The following is a 4940-nucleotide window of genomic DNA, read 5'->3' as shown; positions in this document are numbered from 1 at the left end:
GTGATGACTGAAATCGGGGATGCGCGATATGATTGATCTGTCGAATTTTGGTCTCTCGCTGCCTCTTTGAGGAAAAAATTGATTGTGAAGCGTCTTTGCCGTTACGCAGTGAGAATAGCGTGCGATGCCCGCCAACTGACGCAGCTGAATTGCCAGAGTGCTGATAGGAACTCTGAGGTCTTGCAGAACCGCACGCTTGTCGCTGTCGAAGATGGCGATGGTATTTCCCAAGCAGTCGACATATAGAGTGCCTTTCTCCAACTAGGGTGGATCTGTCCCGTCGCTACCACGACCTTGATCGTTATCCGAGCCGCTCGAATTGTCGCAATTGCTTTGTCGTCTCCTGCCGTCGTATAAGATCCGGTCCTCATAGCCTGAAATCCAGAGCGCTTTCGGATTTTGTCTGGCGATAATCAATTCGCCAAGTGTCTCGGCCGAACCCGGAGAGCGGTGTACCTTGAATACGATACAACCAACGGGGAGTCTAGAGTCCGACGAAACGCGCGTATCGGGCGATGCCATCGCTGTGCTCGTAGATTGATCGTTAGTCATGCCGACGACCTCGAGCTTTCCCCATTCGGTCGAGAGCACAAATCGTGATCGAGCCAAGCCGGAGAGGCCGCGTTGTGACTCGTTGTGAATTTTCCACGAAGTCTCGACGGGGACAGCAAAGGATTTGTGCCCCTCTATCTCCCGGCATTGAAAAGTGTATTGCAGTTTGATCCCCTTGTGATGCAATTCCTTGTGTAGCAGGTGCAGCGCTCCAACATCATCATTGACCCTTCTTATAATTGCCGTCTGGTTTTCTAAGCTGACAAAATTGAACTGCTTCAATGCAAGAATGGCTTCCTCAACAATAGTTAGCCACTTGTTTCGGGCCGGCCATCCGGATGAAGAGGTGTATCGGCCATCGCCGGTACGTTCTAAGAACTCATCCGGATGCGTGATGTGAAACACAAAGATAATACGAATGTTGGGGTAGTTGCGATGAAAAATGCGCAGTGTTTCTATCAGATTGTTGTCGAAGCGCTCCGGCCGAAATACGATTTCTTTTGTGCCGATTCGAACGATGTCAACGCCAGCTTGGGCCGCCGCTTCCAGATACCCGTACAGTCTGTTGTTGCTTAGGATCATAGGGTCTCCGCCTGACAGAAGAATCTCTGAAATCGGATGGCGGCGTTCACTGTGATCTAGTTTTGCAGAGTCGCATTGAAGGACCCGCAGATTGTGTTGAATGACATAGTCGCGTAGTTCCTCGGGCCGAACGAGACTCTTACCGGTGGACCGATTAAAGAGATCGAGGCGGTAGCAATATCGGCAATGCGCTGAACAGGCGAGCGCGGTATGCCCCAAGACGATTTCATCGTACTTGTGGATGATCTTGCCGCTGAGACAACCTGGGCTGTAGCGACCTTGATTTGATGGGTCTTGCTCGCCGCTCAGATCGTGAGTCTCGTCTTCGTTGGGAATCACAAGCGCTATGAGTGGACGGCTTGGTGGCATCTTCGGAAGAATTGTGGAACCAGTTTCGTCTTGCATGCCGACGCCAAGCGCAAGCGCAAGGTAGTGCGGGTTGATTCCGAATACCATTCGGTTGTCGACGTGAGCGTCCCGCAACCGCAAGAATTGCTCTTCACCCAGAATCGTACGCAACAAGTTTCCTACCGCTTCCTTGGTGAAGTGGCCACGTGTCACTAAAACACTCGACAGATCAGTCTCTGGGATAGCTTGGTCATTGCTTACTTCGCTTGCATATGTGCTCATGGCAGAGTTCCTGGATGTGCCGGTTACAGAGTATCGGACGGCCAACTCATGTCCGGGAAGGGGTAAGCCGTTCACCCATGTGCATCACCATGCACGCGTGCTCTGGAATATCCGATAAGCCGAGAAGCCAGCATCCATAAGCCGAAAACACAACTCCCCAGCGAAAACCGGCGACTTAGGTCGTTTCAACCGATGTAGCCAAACTTCGCCGATTGGCGGGGTCGACGTGCTTGGAAGGTGTGGCTGTGCATGAGGACGCTGGAGCCAGCGAAGGCATCGATGATGGGCTTGCCGATCAATAGGCCGCCGATGGGCTGGTAGCCGCCGCCGAGGCCCTCCACGACGATCTGGATGCTCGGCGTGATCCCTACCATGCCGGTGACAGATGTGGTGCACGACCTTGAAGTGGCCACGCGCGGCGGTGCCCCAGCCGGTAGTGGCGCCGACACGGGTTCGGCCATGAGAGCGGCGACGTTGCTGGGGCCGAGACGCTAGAATTCGGTTTAAGAGCTCGTCCACGAGGCGTTGAACGTATTGTGCCTCGGTCTCGCCGGTGTGCTGCCAGCGGTAGGCGAAGCAAGGGGAGACGAGAGAGAAGGCGCCAGAGAGGAGGGGACGTCGGGTGCGCGGCGCATCATGTTGCCGCCGGCGGAGAGGGAGCCAAGCGTGTTGCCACGGTAGTCCTGCTGGCGACCGAGCGGGCGCGTTGGGCTCACCGATCTCAGGAAAGTATTGGGGGGCCAGCTTAATACCGGCTGCACTGCCTTCGGAGCCTGGGGAACAGAAATTGGCGTGGCTCAGACCACCGGGTTCGCGACGTAGGCGAGCTTGGAGAGTTGGTCGCTGATCGCGGCGTTGTTCCTTGGATGGCTGCGGCCCAAGCAGGCGACGGCGGCACCGCCGGAGCAGTCCATGATTTCGCGTCCGTCAGCGGCGTGCAGATAGATCCTTCGCCCCGTCGCGAGCGTGGGCTCGGCAAACAGAGGGTGATTGAGGACACGGCTCATGGCGACCATATCTCCACTGAGAGGCTGCTTGTAAATTCAAATGTTGGCATTTCGCGATGCGGCGTTCGGGATATGTCAGATATTTTGTGTAAGCGACCTCTGTGAGAGTTGAATCGCAGTCGTTTCTCGCATCAGCTGGACATCGCCGTCGATCCCATGGTGGCTAACAATGGCCGGGCGGCAAGCTCTACCAAGACTGCCGCCGCCGCAGGCGGGGGCTGCAGGCCGCCTTTACGGAGCTTGCTGGTAGGCCATACTCGGGCCACCGGATCGATCGGGTGATCGACACCGATCGCTCGGTTATTGTCACGTGATTTGGCACCAGCTGGTCATCTTGCTGATCCCGGAAAGCTTGAGCCGAATTGAATGGCTAGCTGGCCGATGGCGTTCGGACACTCTGTGCTCCGCCGCCACCGCAAGCCGGGATTCCTGATCGCGAGGTAAAGCAACTTCAATGCCGCGTCGTCGTTGGGAAAGCTGCGGCGGTCCTGATGATCTTGCGCAAGCTGCAGTGCAGCGCCGCGACCGCATTGGTGGTGTAGATCATTTTGCGGATGCCGGGGGCAAACGCGAAGAATGGAACCACGTGTTCCCAGGCGCGGCGCCAGGCTTGGCCGATCGCCGGGTAGCGTTTACCCCATTCGGCATCGAACTCCTTGAGCCGCGCCAGCGACATGTCGGCATTCTCGGCCCCGGTATATCGCCTTGATTGCCGGCAAAATCGCTTCGCGATTTTTCTAGGACGCGAATGGCAGGCTGTTGCGGATCAGGTGCACGATGCAATTCTGGACTAGGTCTGCGGATAGACCGAGGTGATCGCTTCGGGAAAACCCTTCAGCCGTCGACCACCGCGATCAGGATGTCGTTGACGCCGCGCATCTTTAGTTCGTTGATCGCCTTGAGCCAGAATCGGCGCCATCGGTCTGCTCGATCCATAGGCTCAAAAGATCCTTCTCATCGTCTGGATTGAGTGCCAGCGCGGCATAGGTAGCATTGTTCTTGACCAGGCCCTCATCGAGATCTTGAGCCCGCGGGGTATAGAAAAACACCACCGGATAGACCGGGGCGCGCGGACGATTAGCCATTGCCGCACTTCGTCGAGCACCGCGCCGGTCACCCGGCTGATCGAATCCGGCGAGACTTCGGCCCGATAGAGTTCAGCCCAATGCCCCTGGATCTCACGCACCGTCATGCCGCACGCGTAGAGGCTCAGGATTTTGTCGTCGAAGCCGTCGAAACGGCTCTGGCCCTTGGCACAATCAATAGCGGATCGAAGCTGCCGGCTCGGTCGCGTGGCATGGGGATGTCGCGATTTCGCCTTCCTCGGTCAGGTCGTCTTCGCTTGTGTCGTTGCGGCTGTTGCCGCTGCCGCGGCCGCGGCCGGCCGGATCGCCCTTCTCGTAGCCAAGATGATTGCTCAGCTCCGCGCCATTGGAAGTCTGGCAATTGAGCGAGGCGGGATAAAGCGGCTTTGCGAGCCGGGCACGGTCGTGCATCAAGATGCACGGTGTCGCGCATCTTCAAGCCTGACGCTGCACACTGCGATACGCGCGAGCTGGTTCACCTGGTTTAGTCTGGAACAAATAACTGGTCGGCAATTGCACCGGCCGTCAACTCCGCAGTTTGGTAGAGAGAGGAGCTGTCGATGAACTCAGATCACGCCTTCACCAGCGGTCTCGGTGGACGCGGCAAGTATGCGCAAAAGGGTTTCGAAGGCCGTTCAACATCCGCGACATTTCCTCGTGACAACAATTGGCGTTGGGCGAGACGCCTTGAAAGGGACGAAAGGGTTGCCGAAGCTCAAATTCGCAACGAAGAAGCTGCTGCCATTAAAGCGCTAGCGCAGGACGAATAAGATCGCCGGTTCGTCTGAATAAGATTTCCGCAAAAAGCAACTCACTGGTTGCGAGTTGCTTTCTTTCCAAAAGGGATCATGCGGGGAATCGAGTTTCAAGAAGGGTCTGCGTTCGTGCTCCACGCGTTTGGCGTGCAGCGACAAGCCGATGCCATCATGTCAAAGAACCTTACCGAGATCGCCCCGACGCGATCGGGAAATCGTGGGCGCTGTCGGTGGTGCGCACCCGGCGTGGCCGCGCCATGATGGCCCTGATCCCGTGATGGCGCATCAATCGCTCGATGCGGCCGCGGCTGGCCCCGCGGCCTTGAGCC

7 protein-coding genes and 2 pseudogenes are annotated in these 4940 nt (G+C 57.1%); 1 reads left to right on the top strand and 8 read right to left on the bottom strand.

Annotation, left to right across the window (positions count from 1 at the left end; translation table 11 throughout):
• The 7 genes and pseudogenes from WCB02_RS37985 to WCB02_RS37955 all read right to left on the bottom strand — a co-directional run.
• Nucleotides 1-231, bottom strand: a 231-nt coding sequence (locus WCB02_RS37985; RefSeq protein WP_423967181.1) for a hypothetical protein, incomplete at its 3' end; no start/stop codon positions are given.
• Nucleotides 232-261: 30 nt separating this feature from the next.
• Nucleotides 262-1764: a hypothetical protein gene (locus WCB02_RS37980; RefSeq protein WP_423967179.1), complete on the bottom strand. Its 1503-nt coding sequence runs from the start codon at nucleotides 1762-1764 to the stop codon at nucleotides 262-264.
• Nucleotides 1765-1949: 185 nt separating this feature from the next.
• Nucleotides 1950-2138, bottom strand: a complete 189-nt coding sequence (locus tag WCB02_RS37975) for a hypothetical protein (protein ID WP_423967177.1) — start codon at nucleotides 2136-2138, stop codon at nucleotides 1950-1952.
• A 423-nt stretch (nucleotides 2139-2561) separates the two neighbouring features.
• The gene (locus WCB02_RS37970) at nucleotides 2562-2771 is read right to left on the bottom strand and encodes a hypothetical protein (protein ID WP_423967175.1); all 210 of its coding nucleotides are present in this window, start codon (nucleotides 2769-2771) and stop codon (nucleotides 2562-2564) included.
• A gap of 451 nt (nucleotides 2772-3222) precedes the next feature.
• Nucleotides 3223-3504 carry a transposase gene (locus tag WCB02_RS37965; protein ID WP_423967184.1) on the bottom strand — a complete coding sequence of 94 codons (282 nt, stop codon included), beginning with the start codon at nucleotides 3502-3504 and terminating at the stop codon, nucleotides 3223-3225.
• Nucleotides 3505-3652: 148 nt separating this feature from the next.
• Nucleotides 3653-3963 (bottom strand): annotated as a pseudogene (locus tag WCB02_RS37960) (transposase).
• 67 nt (nucleotides 3964-4030) lie between these two features.
• Nucleotides 4031-4267 carry a hypothetical protein gene (locus WCB02_RS37955; protein WP_423967172.1) on the bottom strand — a complete coding sequence of 79 codons (237 nt, stop codon included), beginning with the start codon at nucleotides 4265-4267 and terminating at the stop codon, nucleotides 4031-4033.
• Nucleotides 4268-4416: 149 nt separating this feature from the next.
• Here WCB02_RS37955 and WCB02_RS37950 point away from each other — a divergent pair, with 149 nt between their 5' ends.
• Nucleotides 4417-4626 (top strand): hypothetical protein, encoded by a 210-nt coding sequence (locus WCB02_RS37950; protein WP_423967170.1) that lies wholly within the window; start codon nucleotides 4417-4419, stop codon nucleotides 4624-4626.
• A gap of 187 nt (nucleotides 4627-4813) precedes the next feature.
• On the opposite strand, the pseudogene WCB02_RS37945 reads toward WCB02_RS37950, so the two are convergent.
• Nucleotides 4814-4940 (bottom strand): annotated as a pseudogene (locus WCB02_RS37945) (IS3 family transposase); the annotation flags it as partial.

It is taken from the genome of Bradyrhizobium sp. (assembly GCF_049581145.1).
Taxonomy (GTDB): Bacteria; Pseudomonadota; Alphaproteobacteria; order Rhizobiales; family Xanthobacteraceae; genus Bradyrhizobium.
Note: the sequence above shows the minus strand (reverse complement) of the source record. Positions and strands in the feature narration are given on the sequence as shown.